Origin of the sequence: Aeromonas sp. 603079, from assembly GCF_049172135.1 — a bacterium.
In the GTDB taxonomy this organism is placed as follows: Bacteria; Pseudomonadota; Gammaproteobacteria; order Enterobacterales; family Aeromonadaceae; genus Aeromonas; species Aeromonas veronii.
This window is the reverse complement of record NZ_JAAKPX010000008.1, coordinates 40,829-57,489: the sequence shown is the minus strand read 5'-3', so window position 1 is coordinate 57,489 and position 16,661 is coordinate 40,829. Positions and strand designations below refer to the sequence as shown.

Here is a 16,661-nt window from a genome sequence, read left to right as displayed (position 1 = left end):
ATGCAGATTGGAATACCGAGAGAGAGTCTCGCCGGTGAGACCCGGGTCGCAGCGACCCCGGCTACCGTCGAGCAGCTGAAAAAGCTCGGCTTCGAGGTCGCCATCGAGACCGGCGCAGGCCTGTCGGCCAGCTTCGATGATGCCGCCTTCGAGGCTGCCGGTGCCAGCGTGGTGCCGAATGTCTGGCAAGCCGACCTTATCTTCAAGGTCAATGCGCCGACCGATGCCGAGATCGCACAAATTAAAGATGGCGCCACTCTGGTGAGCTTCATCTGGCCTGCCCAGAACCCCGAGCTGGTCAAGAAGCTGTCCGAGCGCAACATCAATGTGATGGCGATGGATATGGTGCCGCGGATCTCCCGTGCCCAGTCCCTCGATGCCCTCTCCTCCATGGCCAACATCGGTGGCTATCGCGCCGTGGTTGAAGCTGCGCACCAGTTCGGTCGCTTCTTCACCGGTCAAATCACCGCAGCCGGTAAAGTGCCGCCTGCCAAGGTACTGGTGATCGGTGCCGGTGTGGCCGGTCTGGCTGCCATCGGTACTGCCGGTTCCCTCGGTGCCATCGTGCGTGCCTTCGATACCCGTCTGGAAGTGGCCGAGCAGATCGAATCCATGGGTGGGGAATTCCTCAAGCTCGACTTCGGTGGCGAAGATGGCGCATCCAGCGATGGTTACGCCAAAGTCATGTCCGATGAGTTCATCAAGGCCGAGATGGAGCTGTTCGCCCAGCAGGCCAAAGAGGTGGACATCATCATCACCACCGCTCTGATCCCGGGCAAGCCTGCTCCCAAGCTGATCACCAAAGAGATGGTCGACAGCATGAAGCCGGGCTCCGTCATCGTGGACATGGCCGCTCAGGCTGGCGGCAACTGTGAATACACAGTGCCTGGTGAACTGCATGTCACCGCCAACGGTGTCAAGGTGATCGGTTACACCGATCTGCCGGGCCGTCTGCCTGCCCAATCCTCCCAGCTCTACGGTACCAACCTGGTCAACCTGATGAAGCTGATGTGCAAGGAGAAGGACGGCAACGTTGCCATCGACTTCGAAGACGTGGTTCAGCGCAACATGACGGTGATCCAGGCAGGTGAAGTGACCTTCCCGCCGCCCGCCATCTCCGTCTCTGCCGCCCCGCAGAAACCGGCCGCCGCCAAACCGGCCGCCAAGAAGGAAGAGGCCAAGCCTTCCAACAAGAAGTTCGTGTTCGGTGCCCTCGGCATCGCCGCCTTCGGCTGGATCGCCTCCGTTGCCCCGGCAGCCTTCCTCTCCCACTTCACCGTATTCATCCTGGCCTGTGTGGTCGGTTACTACGTGGTGTGGAACGTCTCTCACGCCCTGCACACGCCGCTGATGTCGGTCACCAATGCCATCTCCGGCATTATCGTGGTCGGTGCCCTGCTGCAGATCGGGCAAGGGTCGACCCTGGTCACCGCGCTGGCGTTCATCGCCGTGCTGATTGCCAGTATCAACATCTTCGGCGGTTTCACCGTCACTCAGCGCATGCTGAAGATGTTCCGTAAGGATTAAGGGGGTTTAACGTGTCTCAAGGACTGGTAACAGCATCCTATATCGTTGCCGCCGTGCTCTTCATCCTCAGTCTCGCGGGACTGTCGAAGCAAGAAACGGCCAAGCATGGCAACCTGTTCGGTATCGCGGGTATGGCTATCGCCCTGCTCGCCACCGTATTCAACCCGGAGACCAGTGGCGTTCACTGGATCATTCTGGCCATGGTGATCGGCGGTGCCATCGGCGTGCGTCTGGCGCTCAAGGTCGAAATGACCGAGATGCCCGAGCTGGTGGCCGTGCTGCACAGCTTCGTGGGTATGGCGGCAGTGCTGGTGGGCTTCAACAGCTTCATCGATCTGCACCCCTCTGCACCTGCTGAGGTCGTCGTCTCCGTCGGTTCCAATCTGGATGCCACCCTGGCAGCCGCCCGTGCGGCGTTCGAGCAGGCCAACAGCGTTGCTCAGGTCGAGCACCTGACCGGCGCCATGCTGAACATCCATCTGGTCGAGATCTTCCTGGGCGTCTTCATCGGTGCCGTAACCTTTACCGGTTCCGTGGTTGCCTTCGGCAAACTGCGCGGTCTGATCTCCTCCAAGCCGCTGATGCTGCCGCACCGCCACAAGCTGAACCTGCTGGCCGTGGTCGCCTCTTTGGCCCTGATGGTCTACTTCGTCAACGCCGGTGGCTCCACCTTCGCTCTGCTGGTGATGACCCTGATCGCCTTCGCCTTCGGCTGGCATCTGGTTGCCTCCATCGGTGGTGCCGACATGCCGGTCGTGGTCTCCATGCTGAACTCCTACTCCGGTTGGGCAGCAGCAGCGGCGGGCTTCATGCTCTCCAATGACCTGCTGATCGTCACCGGTGCTCTGGTGGGTTCCTCCGGTGCCATCCTCTCTTACATCATGTGCAAGGCGATGAACCGCTCCTTCATCTCCGTGATCGCCGGTGGCTTCGGCTCCGATGGCGTGGCCTCCACGGCTGATCAGGAGATGGGCGAATACCGCGAAACCAGCGCCGAGGAAGTGGCTGACCTGCTGAAGAACTCCAGCTCCGTCATCATCACCCCGGGCTACGGTATGGCGGTGGCACAGGCTCAGTATCCGGTTGCCGAGATCACCCAGAAGCTGCGTGACCGCGGCGTCAAGGTGCGCTTCGGTATCCACCCGGTTGCCGGTCGTCTGCCTGGCCACATGAACGTGCTGCTGGCGGAAGCGAAAGTCCCGTATGACATCGTGCTGGAAATGGACGAGATCAACGAGGACTTCGCCGATACCGACACCGTGCTGGTGATCGGTGCCAACGACACCGTCAACCCGGCCGCGATGGAAGATCCGGGCAGCCCGATCGCCGGTATGCCGGTGCTGGAAGTGTGGAAAGCGCAGAATGTCATCGGCTTCAAGCGCTCCATGAACACTGGCTACGCCGGTGTCCAGAACCCGCTGTTCTTCAAGGAAAATACCCAGATGCTGTTTGGCGATGCCAAGGCCAGCGTCGAGGCAATCCTGAAAGCACTGTAAGTGCCATTCAGAGAGTGGATATCAAGGAGGCTTCGGCCTCCTTTTTTATTGCCCATCCCTTGTATATCCTCAATCCATACGGACCATGAGGGATCTCCATGATGTGGTGTCAGGGTTGGCGAAGGATCGGGTGGTACGGCTGGCTGCTGGCCTCCCTGTTTGGTACTGGTTCGGCCGTGGCGACGAACGAGCCGCCGACTCTGACGCTGCTGACCGAGCTGTGGCCCCCTTATGTGATGCGTGGTGACAATGGCGAGCTGGCTGGCGCCGATCTCGATCTGGCCTGTACCGTGTTGCGCCAGATGGGTTATCGCACTGAAATCAGGGTGCTGCCCTGGAAGCGGGTTCTGCAGCAGGCCCGTCTCAAGCAGGGGGATGCGGTAGTCGACGTCTTCTTTGAACCTTCCCGCCAGCACTGGCTCCACTACCCCGAAGAGCCGCTCTCTTACAGCGGTGAAGTGCTCTTCTATCCATCGGCTCGTCCGGTGGATTTCAGGCAGCTCTCCGACCTCAAGGGGCTGCGGATAGGTATTCAGGAAGATTATGCCTACAGCCCCGATTTTCTGACCGATCCCGGGGTGATCCGGATGCCGATGACGGGGGAGGGGAATGCCATCAAACAGCTGCATCTGATGATGGCCGGTCGGCTGGACGGGGTGGTGCTCAACGAGCGGGTCGGTCGCTACTTGCTGCATACCCAGGGGCTGCAGGATCAGGTGAGCTATGGCTCGCGCCTGCTGACCGACGACAACCGCAACTTCCTCGCGTTTACCCACAAGCCCGGCCACGACCAGCTGGCTATCCGCTTCTCCTCTGCCCTCAAGGCGTTCAAACAGACTCCCGCCTACAAGCAGCTGCTGGCCCGCTATCACCTCTGAGTTGCCGCCCTGCTGTGCGCCGCTTCACAATTTGTCGCACTTTGTTAAAAGGTGGGCATAATGGCGAACAAAAAGGGGATGCCGCTCAACATTAGTTGATCTTGTTGATAGTAGAATCAACTGCGGTTTACTCAAAGTTACTCATATATGTCCACAGCAGCCATCACTGACCAGATCAATTCGTTAACGGATGAAGAACGTCATCTGATCGCCAGTTTCGAGCCCGCGGTCGAGGCGCTGGCCGCGCTGTTTGGCGCAGGGTGCGAGGTGGTGTTGCATGCGTTCGATATGCTGGATGCATCGGTCATCAAGATTGCCAATGGCCATGTCACCGGTCGTCGGGAGGGGGCGCCGGTCACCGACTTTGCCCTCAACCGCTTGCAGGGGGAGGCGGGCAGCCAGTGGAGCAGCTACTTCAGCCGTACCCGCGACGGGACGCTGATGAAGTCCTCCTCCATCACTATCAGCAACCGGCAGGGCAAGCCCATCGGCATGCTCTGCGTGAACTTCAGTCTGGATACCTCCCTTGGCTGCCTGCTCGATACCTTTGCGCTGCCAGCGGCACCGGCGCCGCTCAACAACGAGACCTTTGCCAGCTCGGTGGACGATCTGGTGACCCAGGTGATTGAGAAGGTGGATCGGGACGATTCGCTCTCCTGCACGGTGCGCAACAAGGAGATAGTGACCCGGCTCTTCGACATGGGGATCTTCGAGATCAAGGAGGCGGCCCAGCTGGTTGCCCGGATGCTCGGCATCTCCCGTCATACTGTTTATCTGCATATCCGCAATCACAAGGCGGATCTGAACAAGCCATAACTGCCTGCGGGCACCCTGAACATGAGAAACACTGCGATGAAAGCACAATGGACCGACTTTATTACCCTGCTCAAGCGTGAAGTGGTGCCGGCACTGGGCTGTACCGAGCCGATGTCGGTGGCGCTGGCAGCGGCCAACTGCCGCAAGCTGCTGGGGGAGACCCCGACCCGCATCAGCGTCTGGGTCAGTGGCAATCTGTTCAAGAACGGCATGGGGGTCGGGGTGCCGGGTACCGGCATGATCGGTTTGCCGGTGGCCGCTGCGGTCGGCATCACCGGCGGCAATCCCGATGCCGGGCTGGAGGTGCTCAAGACCCTCACACCAGAACAGGTGGAAGCGGCCAAGGCATTGCTGCCGGTCATCAAGGTGGATGTGAAGGATGTGCCTGACGTGCTCTACGCCGAGGTGCTGGCCGAAGTGGAGGGCCATAGCACCCGGGTGGTGATCTGTACCGACCACACCCGCATCATCCTGATGGAGAAGGATGGCGAGGTTCTGATGGAGCAGGCCAGTGCCCCCGGCGTGCAGATCCAGCCAGCCAAATCCGCCAAACCGGCCATGACCCTGCGGGAGATCGTCGATTTTGCATTGGAAGTGCCGCTGGCGGAGATCGACTTTATCCGCGAGGCCGCCACCATGAATCAGGCGCTGGCGGACGAAGGGTTGCAGGGTTACGGCCTGAAGATCGGCAAGATCCTCACCGAGCAGGTGGAGCGCAAGCTGCTCTCCGATGACCTGATGACCCTGGCGATGCGCCTCTCCTCCGCTGCCTCCGATGCGCGGATGGATGGTGCCATGCTGCCCGCCATGTCCAACTCCGGTTCCGGCAATCAGGGCATTGCCGCCACCATGCCTGTGGTCGCGGCTGCCCGCTTCCTCAAGGCGAGCGACGAGCAGCTGACCCGGGCACTGGTGATGAGCCATCTGGTGGCCATCTACATCAAGACCTATCAGAACAAGCTGTCGGCCCTCTGTGCCGCCAGTACCGCCGCCATGGGGGCCGGTGCCGCCATCACCTGGCTGCTGGGCGGCCAGTATCAGCAGATCAGCCACTGCATCAACAACATGATTGGCGATGTCTCCGGCATCATCTGTGACGGCGCCGGCAGCGCCTGCTCCATGAAGGTCTCTACCTCCACCTCGGCGGCGGTGAAATCCTCCCTGATGGCCATCAACAATCTGCATGTGCCCCAGATCGAGGGGATCGTCTCCGACGATGTGGACCAGACCATCGCCAATCTGGGCCGCCTCTCCAAAGAGGGGATGCTGGATACCGACATCGAAATCATCAACATCATGCGAGCGAAACAGCAGAAGCAGTGAATCTGTGACAAGGGGGCGATAGACCCCCTTGTTCTTGTCACGACGGCGCAGACCGTCTGACACGGTTGCCAGGGCAAGCATGGCGCTTGCTCTTGTTTCTCGGGCGCAAGCCCGCTTTTTGGGGAGTCATACCATGACATTTAGCGTTATCGGCAATCTGGCCATCGCCGCCATCTTGCTGTTCTTTCTCTACCGGTTACAGGAAAAACATGTGAGCTTCACCCGCCGGGTATTTGCCGGTCTGGGGCTCGGTATTCTGTTCGGCGCCGCGTTGCAACTGCTTTACGGTGCAGGTTCGCCCGTCATTGTTCAGACCATCGACTATCTGGATATCGTGGGTAGCGGCTATGTGAAGCTGCTGCAGATGATCATCATCCCGCTCATCATGGTCTCCATCATCAGCGCTATCTTGAAGCTCAATGGTGGCACTGCGCTGGGCAAGATCAGCGCCATGACCATAGGCGTGCTAATCTTCACCACCGCCATCGCCGCCGGGGCGGGCATCCTGATGTCCAACCTGTTTGGCCTGACTGCTGAAGGGCTCACCTCCGGTGCCGCCGAGAGCGCCCGGGGCGCCGCGCTGCAGACCACCCTCGGCAGCGTCGAGAGCATGTCTTTCGCCAAGATGATGCTGGAGTTCATTCCCGCCAACCCCTTCCTCGACATGACCGGGGCCCGCAAGACCTCCACCATCGCCGTGGTGATCTTCTCCATCTTCATTGGCCTCTCAGCTACCGGCATCGCCCGCAAGAAGCCGGAGATCTTCGCCAGCTTCAGCCACTTCGTGGCCGTGGCTCATGCCATCGTGATGCGAATGGTGACCCTGGTGCTGCGCCTGACCCCGTTTGGTGTACTGGCGCTGATGACCAAGGTGGTCTCCGGCTCCAACTATGCTGACATCCTCAACCTGCTCAGCTTTGTGATGGCCTCTTACGGCGCTATCGCCATCATGTTTGTCGTGCACCTGCTGCTGGTGAGCATGGTCGGCATCAACCCGCTGCGCTTCCTCAAGAAGATCACGCCGGTGCTGGCGTTTGCCTTCACCTCGCGCACCAGTGCGGGCTCCATCCCGATGAACGTGCAGACCCAGACCAAGTCGCTGGGTATTCCTGAGGGGATCGCCAACTTCGCCGCCTCCTTCGGTTCCACCATCGGCCAGAACGGCTGCGCCGGTATCTATCCGGCCATGCTGGCCGTGATGATTGCGCCGACCGTCGGGGTTAACCCGATGGATCCCGGCTTTATCATGACCCTGATCGCCATCATCACAGTCAGCTCCTTCGGGGTGGCCGGGATTGGCGGTGGCGCCACCTTTGCCGCGCTGATCGTGCTCTCCGCGCTGGACTTCCCGGTGGCGCTGGCCGGTCTGCTCATCTCCATCGAGCCGCTGATCGACATGGGCCGTACCGCGCTCAACGTTTCCGGTTCCATCACCGCAGGGACGGTCACCAGCCGCCTGATGGGCGAGACCGACATGCATGTGTTCAACAGCGATAACGAAGTGAGTCTGGACGGCGAAGAGTCCACCGTCTGATTTGCTGTCGGTTGATCTGCCCGTGGAAAGGGGCGACTCTTTCCCGTCATAGACCGCAGGGAGGGCATGCCCTCCCTGCGCCATTGAGAGGAAAAACAATGAGAATTCTGATCATCGGTGGCGAAGCCGCCGGTATGAGTGCGGCCGCCAAGGCGCGCCGTCTGGCCAAAGATGCCGACATCGTGGTGTATGAGGCCTCCGAAGTGATCTCTTTCGGTGCCTGCGGCCTGCCTTACTTCGTCGGTGACGAGTTTCAGGAGCCCGGTTACATGGCCGAGTTCACCCCCGAGCAGTTCGCCGCCAAGGGGATCGAGGTCAAGATTGGCCATCGGGTGCTGAGCGTCGATGCGGCTGCCCAGACTCTGGTGGTGGAGCACAACGGCGACACCTTCACCGATCGCTACGATCGCCTGATGATTGCCACCGGTGCCCGCGAAGTGATGCCCCCCATCCCCGGTCTGCAGCAGCAAGGGGTATTCGGTCTGCGCCGGATGGCCGACGGGTTGGCGCTGAAGGCGGCGGTGCAAGACAAGAACAATCGCCGCGCCGTGGTGATTGGCTCCGGCTTTATCGGGCTGGAGGTGGTCGAGGCGCTGGTCCATCAAGGCAAAGAGGTGCGTCTTATCGAGCTGGCGGATCGGGTCATCCCCGACGCGTTTGATGGCGAGATCACCCAGCACATCGAAACCGAACTGCGCGAGCAGGGGGTCTCTCTCCATCTGGGTGATCGAGTTGAAGCGCTGCTGGGGGATGGTCGGGTGACCGGCGTGCGCACCAGCCAGGGCGAGTACGAGGCCGATATCGTGGTGGTCTGCACCGGGGTGAAGCCCAACACCGAGTTTCTGGCTAATACCGGCATCGAGCGGCTCGGCAACGGCGCCATCAAGGTGGACCGGCAGGGGCGCAGCTCGCTGGCCAATGTTTGGTCGGCCGGCGACTGTGCCAGCGTCTGGCACGCCGTGAAGCAGCAGCAGGTCTATGTGCCGCTCGCCACCATCGCCAACAAGCTGGGGCGCATGGTGGGCGAGAACCTGGCGGGTGCCGAGCAGGAATTCCCGGGCACCCTCGGCTCTGCCGCGCTCAAGGTGCTGGGGCTGGAGGCGGGCCGTACCGGCCTCTCCGAGCAGGAAGCCAGGGCGATGGGGATCGACTATCGCACCGTGGTGATCAAGGACAAGTGCCACACCAACTACTGCCCGGGTCAGTCCGACATTCACGTCAAGCTGGTCTACGAGGCGGGCAGCAAGCGGCTGCTGGGGGGCCAGATCCTCGGTCGCAAGGGGGCGGTACACCGCATCGACGCGCTGGCGGTTGCCATCACCATGGGGGTGACCACCGAGCAGCTAGGCATGCTGGACTTTGCCTACGCGCCCCCCTTCTCCCGCACCTGGGATGCCCTGAACGTGGCGGGCAACGTCGCGAAGTAACAGGCGCTGGTCAGGCGGAAAATGAGAAGAGGCGGCACAGAGTGCCGCCTCTTCTTTTTGTTTAAAGCTGCCTCAGGGATTGGCAGGGGGATCTTGCCGCTCCGGCTTGCCTGTCGCCGGTTTGCTGCCGACCAGCACGGCGCCGAAGAAGATAAGCGCAACACCTGCCGCCTTGCTTGCCACCAGCGGTTCGGCAAAGACCGGCATGCTCACCGCCAGCAGATAGACCAGCCCGTAACTGGTGCTGAGCAGTGGGTAGGCGATATTGAGCGGTGTGGAGTGCAGCGCGGCCAGCCAGCAGAGCAGCGATAGCCCGTAGCAGAGGATGCCGATGACGATGGTGAGGAGTGGCAGGGGGTGAGCCAGCATCACGGCGGGATCGGCCTGCCATGCAGGGAGGCTGATCGCTCCCCACTTCATGCAGAGCTGCGCCACCGTCACCAGCACTATGCTGCCTAACACGTAGAGATAGCCCTTCATCGCAGGCCTCCCAGCAGCAGGGCGCCGACGATGATGGTGGCAGCCCCCAGCCAGTTGTGGCTGCTCACCGGCTCGTGGAAAAAGAGGCGTGAGCCGAGCAGCACCAGCACCAGATTAATGCTGAGCATGGGGTAGGCCATGCTCAGCGGCAGTCGTTGCAACAGATAAATCCAGAGCAGCATGCCACTGCCAAGTGCTGCCACGCTGGCAACAAGCCAGGGGGAACGCAGCTTTTGCAGGTGGTTACAGGGGTTACGCTGCCAGCAGATAACGGCCTGCTTTTGCAGCATCTGGCCGCTGCTGGTCAGCAGGCACACCAGTAATAGCAGCACTATATCCATCAGCGTACTCCATGGTAGATGAGCAGGGTCAGCCGGTGGCTGATGAGGGTCTCGTCGGCAGGGGGCAGAGGGCCGGTCTCTCCGTCGTGATCGGTCTTCATCAGCAGGGCAACTTGCCCCTTCTCGCGCGCTTGTGCCAACCATCTCGGGAACTCTGCACGGGCAACATAGCGGCCCTTGGCATCCGGATAGCCCAGGCCGTAAGCTAGCTCTCCTTTGTCGTCGAACAGCATGATCTCGCCGCGCCGTGTGCTCCGGGCGAGAGCGGATGCCAGTCCCGGATCGCTGGCCAGCAGAGTCTCTGAACCCTGCAGCACGGCCTGATTGGTCTCGATGAAACGCTCTGGCAGCTTTGAGTCGATCAGTGATTGCGGCAGCGCCCAGGGCAGGCCGATGGCCAGTATCATGGGGCAGAGCGCGCTCAGGACCCAGCGGCGACTGACCGCCTGCAACTGGATGAGTCCGAGCAGGGACCAGCCGATAAAGATGGCCATGGCCACCGACAGTGCCCCGTGATCCTCTTCACCGTAGATGGCTTGGTCGCGGGATAAAGCCAGCACGGTCAGCACTACCAGTCCGATGAGGCCGAACAGGCCGTTCAGCCAGGCGTTGAGTTTGAAGGCCCGCTCTTTACCTTCCTTGATTTTGTCCACGGCGCTGGTGGCCATCAGCATGGCCAGCGGGGCGAAACAGGGCAGGATATAGGTGAGCAGCTTGCCTTTGGCAATGCTGAAGAAGAGCAGCGGCAACACCACCCAGGCCAACAGATAGAGGGTTTCCGGGCTGTTCTTGCGCGCTTGCCATCCTTGCTTCAGTGCCCCCGGCAGCAGGCCGAGCCAGGGCAGGGTGCCGAGCAGCCCCATCGGCAGGTAGTACCAGAATGGCGCCTTGTGCTGCGCATCTTCCGAGGCGAAGCGCTGGATGTGCTCAATCCAGAAGAAGTAGTGCCAGTAGTCCGGCTCGCGCAGGTGTACGGCGATGGCCCAGGGGGCGACCAGCAGAGCCGCGCTAAGGATGGCCAGCGGCCCGAAACATACCAGCTCGCGCAGGCGGCGCTGATAGATGGCGTAGGGCATGATGGCTACCACGGGTACCGCCAGTGCGATAAAGCCTTTGGTGAGAAAGCCCATGCCGCAGGCGAGGCCGAACAGCAGATAGCCTGCCACTCTGCGACCGGGCGGCCCTTCTTGCCGGATGAGGTAGAAGCTCACCATGGCGGCATTGAGCCAGAGGGTGACCATGGCATCCAGCACGCTGTAGGTGCCGATGCCGTAGACGATCAGGGTCGAGAGATAGATCAGGCTGGCGAACCACGCTGTACGCCGGCACTGCCACAGCTGCAGAGCGAACCAGAAGATCAGCAGGGCGCTCAGGCCGGTGGCTGCGGCCGAGGCGAAGCGGACCGCAAAGTTGCTCTCGCCAAACAGCAGCTGGCTGAGGCTGTTGAACCAGTAACCGGCGATGGGTTTCTCGAAGTAGCGCAGGCCAAGGAAGTGGGGCACCACCCAGTCACCCGTGGTGATCATCTCCCGGCTGATCTCGGCGTAACGGTTTTCGTCCGGGCTCCACAGCATCCGCTGGTTGAGTGGCAGCAGGTAAAAGGCGAGGAAGAAAAGGGGCAGGGCCCATCGGGTCATCTTCATGAGATTCTCTGTTGCAATCTGGCGAGCGGGTTCATGGCGTCATCTTGCAACCGAGCCACCCTTCGCGTCCTGGCAGGGAGCCGCGCAGCAGATGGCTGGTCGGCAAGAGGGCTGGGTCGGGGGGAAGCAGGTTGCCAAGGGGGATGAAGTGGATGCCGCGCGACCTGGCTTCATCGAGCAGGAGATCGAACTGCTCGGCCATGACGATCCCCTCCACCTCGGCGTGGATGGTGTAGACATGGGGGCCCGGTTGCGGTGCCGCAGTCAGCTGCTCCAGCAGGAAGTGGTTGAAGCGCTCGGCCGTCACCTGGCTGCCAATCACCTCGTCAAAGGTGGGCAGGTTGACCGGGATCTGCGGGGTGCCGGGCCGACCATCCTCCAGAATGGGACGGAACAGGCCGCAGCCGCGGCAGTCACTGTTGTAGCGAAAGCCGAACTGCTCCTTGGCCTGGGTGGTGAGGGGATCGGCTCGCCAGCCGGCGGCGGCGGAGCAATCCACTTCGCGCCCCAGGATCTCGCTCAGGGCATCGACTCCGAGCCGGGTCTGGCGGATCAGTTCGGCTTCGTCCCAGCGACCGATATTGGCCTGCCAGCCGTGGTGATCCCAGGCATGCAGCCCCACCTCATGGTGCGCCTTATCGGTGTCGCGCATCAGGGAACCCAGCTCTCTGCCGATGGACTTGCCGGGCCAGGCGGTGCCAGCCAGCAGGATATCGAGCCCATAGAGGGATGCGGCGTTGGAACGCAGCATCTTGAGCAGGAAGCGGGGTTTTAGCAGGCGCCACAGGTGGCGCCCCATGTTGTCCGGACCGACCGAGAAGAAGAAACTCCCCTTCACCTGATGCTTGTCGAGCAGTTGCAGCAGGCGGGGAACCCCGTCACGGGTTCCCCTGAAGGTATCGACGTCGATCCGCAGACCCACTTCAGTCATGCTCGACTCCCGTCGTGACCGCCCCCTGCAGGAAGAAGTCCAGCGTCTTGCCGATGGTCTCTTCCATCTCGATGGTCGGTTCCCAGTCGATCAGCTTGCGGGCATTACGGATGCTCGGGCGGCGGTGGGAGACATCCTGATAGCCGTCGCCGTAGAAGGACTTGCTCTCCACCAGATTGAAGCCGGCAAATGGCGGGAAGTGGTGGCGCAACGGGTGGGCCTCGAACTTGGCGAGCAGCACCTCGGCCATCTCGCGAATGCTCGCCTCGTTATCCGGGTTGCCGATGTTGATGATCTGGCCGTTGCAGCGATTGCCACTGTTTTCGACGATGCGGAACAGGGCTTCAATGCCATCCTCGATATCGGTGAAGCAGCGTTTCTGGGCGCCGCCATCCACCAGCTGGATCGGGGTGCCGTCCACCAGATTGAGGATCAGTTGGGTGATGGCGCGGGAACTGCCGATGCGGGCAGAGTCCAGGCTGTCGAGGCGTGGGCCCATCCAGTTGAAGGGACGGAACAGTGTGAAGTTGAGCCCCTCTTTTTTGCCGTAGGCCCAGATCACCCTATCCAGCAGCTGCTTGGAGACCGAGTAGATCCAGCGCTGTTTGTTGATGGGGCCGACGATGAGGCGGGATTCATCTTCGTCGAAGCTGTGGTCGTCGCACATCCCGTACACCTCGGAGGTGGAGGGGAAGATGATGCGCTTGTGGTACTTGACGCAGTAGCGGACGATCTTGAGGTTCTCTTCAAAGTCGAGTTCGAACACCCGCAGCGGGTTGCGGGTGTACTCGATGGGGGTGGCGATGGCCACCAGCGGCAGGATCACGTCGCACTTCTTGATGTGGTACTCGATCCACTCGGTGTGGATGCTGATGTCCCCCTCCACGAAGTGGAAGTGGGGGTGGCCGATGAAGCGTTCCACTGCGCTGGAGCCGATGTCGAGGCCATAGACCTCGTAGCCGCCATCCTTGAGCAGGCGCTCGGTGAGGTGGTTGCCGATAAAGCCGTTGACGCCGAGGATCAACACCCGGGTCAGCCGTGCCTTGCGCATGGCCTTGCTCGCCTTGTCGCCGATCTTCATCCCTTCCATCAGCCCCAGCTCGCGGGCAAGTTGGGCGCCGCGTACATAGAGCCCCCCTTCGACCTGACCGGCCAGGATCTCCAGCACCCCTTCACCACAGGCCACCCGCAGCGGGTCGTGGGAGAGAATGGTGCCCGGCTGCTGGTCGCTCTGGATCGCCAGCGGCTTTGCCTGCCAGACCGTCAGCTTGCGATCACCGGCGAAGCTGAAGGCTCCCGGGTAGGGCTGGGTAACGGCACGTACCAGGTTATAGAGATCCCTGGCGGGCTTATCCCAGTGCAGTTCGCCATCGGCCGGGGTGCGGCGACCATAGTAGCTTGCCTTGCTCTCGTCCTGCGGGGTGAAGGTGGCGTCACCGCGCTTGAGTTTGACCAGCTCCCCTTCCAGCAGGGCGCGGGCTGCCTGGCGCATCTTGCCATGCAGGGTCAGCGCGGTGTCATCGTGGGCAATGGTTACTGCCTGTTGGGCAAGGATATCGCCGGCATCGGCACGGGCTGTCATCCGGTGCAGGGTCATGCCGGTTTCGCGTTCGCCGTTGACCAGACACCAGTTGATGGGCGCCCGGCCACGATAGGCAGGCAGCAGGGATCCATGCAGATTGAAGGCCCCGACGGTCGGGATATCGAGGAGTTCCTGCTTGAGCAGGTTGCGGTAGTAGAAGGAGAAGATGGCCTCGGGCGCCAGTTCGCGGATACGCTCGACCCAGAGCGGGTGGTTCACGTCTTCGGGAGAGTAGACCGGCAGGTCATGTTCGGCGCAGAGCTGGGCCACCGAACCGAAGAAGCGGTTCTCGCCCGGATCATCGGCGTGGGTGAAGACCGCCTGGATCTGATAACCGGCCTGAAGCAGTGACTCGATACCGGTGCAGCCGATATCGTGATAGGCAAAGACGACAACGTTCATGATTGAGTTTCCTGTTGCGAAGCATCTGGTGTGGAGCGAACGATTTGGTGAATGAAGTAGCGGGGGCGGGCGCGCACATCGGTATACATGCGGCCTATGTACTCACCCAGCAGCCCCATCCCGATCAGCTGTACGCCGACAAAGGTGAAGAGAATGGCAAACAGGGTGAAGACGCCATCTGCTGCCCAGTCGGCGCCCAGTAACAGACGCAGCAGCAGCAGCAGGATCGAGAAGGTGAAGCCGATCCCCGCCACCAGGCTGCCAACGATGCTGAGCAGGCGCAGCGGGGCCGTGGTCATGCAGGTGACCAGGTCGTACATCAGGTTGATAAGGTGCATCAGGCCATATTTGGATTCGCCGTGGGCCCGCTCGGCGTGGCCCACCTCCAGCTCGGTGGTGCGGCGGGCAAAGCTGTTGGCCAGGATGGGGATGAAGGTGCTGCGCTCCTGACAGCAGAGCATGGCGTCGATGATGTGGCGGCGATAGGCACGCAGCATGCAGCCGTAGTCGCTCATCTGGACGCCGGTGGCCCGCTGTACCGACTTGTTGATAAAGCGTGAGGCTGTCTTGCGAAACCATGAATCCTGCCGGTTGCGGCGGATGGTGCCGACCACGTCATACCCTTCCATAGCGGTGGCGACCAGCCGCGGGATCTCTTCCGGCGGGTTCTGCAGATCGGCATCCAGGGTGATCACCAGATCCCCTGTTGCCGTCTCGAAGCCGGCCATGATGGCGGCATGCTGGCCATAGTTGCGGTTGAGCAGCACGGCGACCAGCTTGCTCCCTTCGCGATTGGCGGCTTCGCTGATGATGGTGGCGGATCGGTCGTTGCTGCCGTCGTCGATCAGGATCACTTCGTAATCCTGGCTCAGCTGCTCGCAGGTGTCGGTCACCCGTTGCAGCAGTTCCGGCAGGCTCGCCTCCTCGTTGTAGACGGGGATGATGACTGAGACCCGTTTGATGTCGTTATGGTTCACGTATTGTTACTCCAGTATGTCGGTCAGGGCTGCCACAACCCGATCCACGTCGGAGAGCGTCATGTCGGGGAAGAGGGGCAGGGTGCAGAGCCGTGACGAGTTCCACTCTGTGTTGGGTAGCGAAAGATCCGGATAGCGCTCCCGGTAGTACTTCTGGGTGTGGGCGGCGCGAAAATGCAGGCCACTGCCGATGCCTCGCTCCTGCAGCGCCTGCATCAGCTGATCGCGATCGAGGCCGCACTGCTCGGGGTCGACCCGCACCATGAAGAGGTGCCAGGCATGCAGATGGGGGTAGGTGGGGATGGCCAGCGGTGCCAGCGGCAGGTTGGCCAGACGTTCATGGTAGCGAGACACCAGTTCGACCCGCTTGGCATTGAGCTCGGGCAGGCGGGCCAGCTGCACCAGGGCGATGGCGGCGTTGATGTCGGCCAGGTTGTATTTGAAGCCCGGCATGATCACCTCCGCCTGCGGCTTGCGTCCCTGCGTCATGCGGTCGAAGGCATCGACTCCCAGGCCGTGAAATTTCAGCATGCGAGCCTTGTCGGCCAGCGCCTGGTCATCGGTCACCAGCATTCCTCCCTCGGCACAGGTAAGATTTTTGATGGCGTGGAAAGAGAAGATGGCGGTGCCGGTTTCCCCGACCCAGCGCGCGCGATAGCGGGTGCCGACTGCATGGGCGGCATCTTCGATGACTGGAATATCGTGCTGGCGACCCAGGGCGAGGATGGGGTCGAGGTCGACCGGTGCCCCTGCGTAGTGGACCGGGATGATGGCCCGGGTGTTGGGGGTGATGAGCGGCGCTATCTGGTCGGCGCTGACCATCAGAGTATCCTTGTCCACATCGACAAAGACCGGGGTGGCCCCCAGCAGGGTGATGATGTTGATGGTGGAGACCCAGGTCTGGGAGGGCGTGATCACCTGGTCACCCGGGCCAATCCCCAGCGCCATCAGGGTGACATGCATGCCCGCGGTCGCGGAGCAAAGCGCGACCGCATGCTGGCAGCCAAAGGTCTCGCAGAAACGCTGCTCCAGCTCATGATTTTTCGGGCCCGTGGTGATCCATCCCGATTGCAACACCTCGCTGACGGCAAGGATCTCGGCCTCGCCCATGGCAGGCTTTGAGAATGGCAGAAAGTCTTTCATACGACTCCGGTCTTAATGTCGCAAAAAATAAAATGACGATGAAAATCTGCATTGCTGATTTTCACTGGAAATATGCTTGGGGAAAGTATCGAGATTGCTCGATATATTTTGAAAGTAGCTGAATAACGAGTTTTTATTCAAGCGCACAGCAACACTTGGTA

The 16,661-nt window shown here is 61.4% G+C and carries 14 protein-coding genes; 7 read left to right on the top strand and 7 right to left on the bottom strand.

Translation table 11 applies throughout. From position 1 onward, the window contains the following. The 7 genes from pntA (at position 1) to G5287_RS07525 (ending at position 9,001) form a co-directional block, all read left to right on the top strand. On the top strand, positions 1-1,527 hold the full coding sequence (pntA, locus tag G5287_RS07555; RefSeq protein WP_040070064.1) for a Re/Si-specific NAD(P)(+) transhydrogenase subunit alpha: 1,527 nt from the start codon (positions 1-3) through the stop codon (positions 1,525-1,527). An 11-nt stretch (positions 1,528-1,538) separates the two neighbouring features. Beyond that, positions 1,539-3,023, top strand: coding sequence for a Re/Si-specific NAD(P)(+) transhydrogenase subunit beta (gene pntB / locus G5287_RS07550; protein WP_069526987.1), 1,485 nt, complete (start codon positions 1,539-1,541; stop codon positions 3,021-3,023). Between the two features lie 98 nt (positions 3,024-3,121). Further along, the gene (locus tag G5287_RS07545; protein WP_421231110.1) at positions 3,122-3,901 is read left to right on the top strand and encodes a substrate-binding periplasmic protein; all 780 of its coding nucleotides are present in this window, start codon (positions 3,122-3,124) and stop codon (positions 3,899-3,901) included. A 147-nt stretch (positions 3,902-4,048) separates the two neighbouring features. Beyond that, positions 4,049-4,717: a helix-turn-helix transcriptional regulator gene (locus G5287_RS07540; protein ID WP_421231109.1), complete on the top strand. Its 669-nt coding sequence runs from the start codon at positions 4,049-4,051 to the stop codon at positions 4,715-4,717. A gap of 21 nt (positions 4,718-4,738) precedes the next feature. Further along, positions 4,739-6,040, top strand: a complete 1,302-nt coding sequence (locus G5287_RS07535) for a serine dehydratase subunit alpha family protein (protein ID WP_421231108.1) — start codon at positions 4,739-4,741, stop codon at positions 6,038-6,040. A gap of 133 nt (positions 6,041-6,173) precedes the next feature. Then, complete coding sequence (locus G5287_RS07530; RefSeq protein WP_421231107.1) at positions 6,174-7,574, top strand: L-cystine transporter; 1,401 nt, start codon at positions 6,174-6,176, stop codon at positions 7,572-7,574. A gap of 98 nt (positions 7,575-7,672) precedes the next feature. Further along, on the top strand, positions 7,673-9,001 hold the full coding sequence (locus tag G5287_RS07525) for a CoA-disulfide reductase (RefSeq protein WP_227341778.1): 1,329 nt from the start codon (positions 7,673-7,675) through the stop codon (positions 8,999-9,001). Positions 9,002-9,073: 72 nt separating this feature from the next. Here the strand turns inward: G5287_RS07525 and arnF are convergent, their stop codons facing one another. Genes arnF through arnB form a run of 7 tightly spaced genes read right to left on the bottom strand, consistent with a single transcriptional unit; the run spans position 9,074 to position 16,500 of the window. Then, the gene (gene arnF / locus G5287_RS07520) at positions 9,074-9,481 is read right to left on the bottom strand and encodes a 4-amino-4-deoxy-L-arabinose-phosphoundecaprenol flippase subunit ArnF (RefSeq protein ID WP_216952260.1); all 408 of its coding nucleotides are present in this window, start codon (positions 9,479-9,481) and stop codon (positions 9,074-9,076) included. Further along, positions 9,478-9,822: an EamA family transporter gene (locus tag G5287_RS07515; protein ID WP_216952259.1), complete on the bottom strand. Its 345-nt coding sequence runs from the start codon at positions 9,820-9,822 to the stop codon at positions 9,478-9,480. The genes arnF and G5287_RS07515 overlap by 4 nt, the downstream gene beginning before the upstream one ends. Next, positions 9,822-11,465, bottom strand: a complete 1,644-nt coding sequence (arnT, locus tag G5287_RS07510; RefSeq protein WP_421231106.1) for a lipid IV(A) 4-amino-4-deoxy-L-arabinosyltransferase — start codon at positions 11,463-11,465, stop codon at positions 9,822-9,824. Before arnT ends, G5287_RS07515 begins: the two co-directional genes overlap by 1 nt. Before the next feature lie 31 nt (positions 11,466-11,496). Continuing rightward, positions 11,497-12,396 carry a 4-deoxy-4-formamido-L-arabinose-phosphoundecaprenol deformylase gene (gene arnD / locus G5287_RS07505; protein ID WP_227341780.1) on the bottom strand — a complete coding sequence of 300 codons (900 nt, stop codon included), beginning with the start codon at positions 12,394-12,396 and terminating at the stop codon, positions 11,497-11,499. Beyond that, on the bottom strand, positions 12,389-14,380 hold the full coding sequence (gene arnA / locus G5287_RS07500; RefSeq protein WP_421172617.1) for a bifunctional UDP-4-amino-4-deoxy-L-arabinose formyltransferase/UDP-glucuronic acid oxidase ArnA: 1,992 nt from the start codon (positions 14,378-14,380) through the stop codon (positions 12,389-12,391). Before arnA ends, arnD begins: the two co-directional genes overlap by 8 nt. Beyond that, positions 14,377-15,357, bottom strand: a complete 981-nt coding sequence (gene arnC, locus G5287_RS07495; RefSeq protein ID WP_421172616.1) for an undecaprenyl-phosphate 4-deoxy-4-formamido-L-arabinose transferase — start codon at positions 15,355-15,357, stop codon at positions 14,377-14,379. Before arnC ends, arnA begins: the two co-directional genes overlap by 4 nt. A gap of 6 nt (positions 15,358-15,363) precedes the next feature. Next, positions 15,364-16,500, bottom strand: coding sequence for a UDP-4-amino-4-deoxy-L-arabinose aminotransferase (arnB, locus tag G5287_RS07490; protein WP_227341783.1), 1,137 nt, complete (start codon positions 16,498-16,500; stop codon positions 15,364-15,366). Positions 16,501-16,661: the final 161 nt, after the last annotated feature.